Source organism: Mesorhizobium sp. M6A.T.Ce.TU.002.03.1.1 (assembly GCF_003997275.1).
Taxonomy (GTDB): domain Bacteria; phylum Pseudomonadota; class Alphaproteobacteria; order Rhizobiales; family Rhizobiaceae; genus Mesorhizobium; species Mesorhizobium mediterraneum.
This window is the reverse complement of the sequence record NZ_RZTI01000266.1, coordinates 1-2,003: the sequence shown is the minus strand read 5'-3', so window position 1 is coordinate 2,003 and position 2,003 is coordinate 1. Positions and strand designations below refer to the sequence as shown.

Sequence of the window (2,003 nt, the reverse complement as noted above, 5' to 3'; positions counted from 1 at the left end):
GTTCTGGAGGATCAAAAATGAAAATCACCGACGTCAAAACCTGGGTCGTCGGCAATCCGCCGCCCGGCATCGGCGGCAAGTATTTCATCTTCGTCAAGCTCACCACCGACGGCGGCGTCGTTGGCTATGGCGAGGCCTACAACGCCACTTTCTCCGCGCATGTCACCGCCAGGATGGTCGAGGATATGGCCGAGCGCTATCTCGTCGGCCGCGATCCGCACGACATCGAGAACTTTTTCCGCCGTGCCTATTCCTCCGGCTTCACCCAGCGTCCGGACGTTTCCGCCATGGGCTGTTTCTCGGCGCTCGAAATGGCCTGCTGGGACATTATCGGCAAGGAAGCCGGCAAGCCGGTCTACAAGCTGCTCGGCGGGCAGGTGCACGAGACGCTGCGTTCCTACACCTATCTCTACCCGCACACCGGCAGCGTCCATTCGGAGGATGCGCGCGGCAAGAACGTCTACAACGATCCCGACCTGGCGGCCGAATGCGCGCTCGAATATGTCGAGCAGGGCTTCAATGCCGTCAAGCTCGACCCGGCTGGCCCCTACACCGCCTTTGACGGTCATCAGCCGCGCCTCGTCGACATCGATCTCTCCGCCCGCATGGTCAAAGCGATCCGTAAGGCGGTCGGCACAAGGGCCGACATCCTGTTTGGCACGCACGGCCAGTTCACCGCATCGGGCGCGCTGCGCATGGCCCGCGCCATCGAACCCTACGACCCCCTGTGGTTCGAGGAGCCGGTGCCGCCCGATATGCCAGAAGTGATGGCGCAGGTGGCGCGCGGCACGTCGATCCCGATCGCCACCGGCGAGCGGCTGACGACCAAGTTCGAATTTGCCCGTGTCATCGAGAACCGCGCCGCGAGCATTTTGCAGCCGGATCTCGGCCGCTCCGGCGGCATTCTCGAAACCAAGAAGATCGCCGCCATGGCCGAGGCCTATCACATCCAAATCGCGCCGCACTGCTATTGCGGGCCGATCGTCGGTGCAGCCAACATCCAGCTTGCCGTGACCTTGCCCAACTTCCTCATCTTGGAATCGCTGAAGCAGTGGGACGGTTTTCACGAAAAGCTGCTGAAGAAGAGGATCGAATGGCAGGACGGCAACGTCATTCCGTCGAAGGAGCCAGGCCTTGGCGTCGAGCTCGACGAGGCCGTCTGCGAGGCGCATCCCTGGACCGGCACGGACCTGCATTTGCAGATGATGCAGACGCCGTTGATGCCGTGATCGCGCGAGAGCTATGCCTTCATCGCACGCCGGGTTTCCGGCTAAGATCGAGTTCTGCCATCAGGTAATTGCCACGCAATTCCAGCATGTTGGCCGGATCGCCGGAATCACGCCCTAAAGGACTTGAATCAGTCTCTCAGCACGTTGATTCAATATCTGAGCGTCAGCGTGCCGGGCAGGATCTCGAAGGTCGCTGGTATGCGCCCCGGCGATTCACCGTCTATGTCGACGAGCGCGGCGTTCTTTTGCACATCGCCGAGCGGTTCGACAACCACTTTCTTGCCGCGCAAAATGGTGATTGCCGGATGGTCGCGATGCCGCCCGCCATAGAGCAGCCGGATGTCCCAGATCAGTTTCAGCTTCCCCGCCGCGCGCAGGATGACGATGTCGAATAGTCCATCGTCCATTTCGGCATCCGGCGCGATCATCATGCCGCCGCCGAAGAATCTTCCGTTGGCCACCGCCACCAGCGCCACCCGCGCCTCGACCGGGACGCCGTCGTCGACGGTGATCACAACGTCCTGAAACCGGTAGCGCATGAATTCCCACACGGTGCGCCAGTAGAACAGCGCCTTGGCCGACACCCTGCCCTTGCGCTTGTCGGCGTTGACCGCGCGGTCGGTGGCGCCCGAAAGACCGAGGCTGGCGATGTTGATGAAATGGCGGCTGGCCAGCGCGCCATGATCGTCGACATAGGAGATGCGGCCGGCATCGACCTTGCGAGCTTTGGCCTGGGCGATACGCTTCAGCGTCAGGTCGACCTCAGCAGGCAGG

2 protein-coding genes are annotated in these 2,003 nt (G+C 62.2%); one reads left to right on the top strand and one right to left on the bottom strand.

Annotated elements, in window-relative coordinates:
• The first annotated feature begins 17 nt into the window (after nucleotides 1-17).
• Nucleotides 18-1,229 carry a mandelate racemase/muconate lactonizing enzyme family protein gene (locus EOC93_RS33370; protein WP_127206738.1) on the top strand — a complete coding sequence of 404 codons (1,212 nt, stop codon included), beginning with the start codon at nucleotides 18-20 and terminating at the stop codon, nucleotides 1,227-1,229.
• 149 nt (nucleotides 1,230-1,378) lie between these two features.
• Here the strand turns inward: EOC93_RS33370 and EOC93_RS33365 are convergent.
• Nucleotides 1,379-2,003 (bottom strand): diacylglycerol kinase family lipid kinase (locus EOC93_RS33365; protein WP_127206737.1); only part of this gene is annotated, 625 nt, incomplete at its 5' end.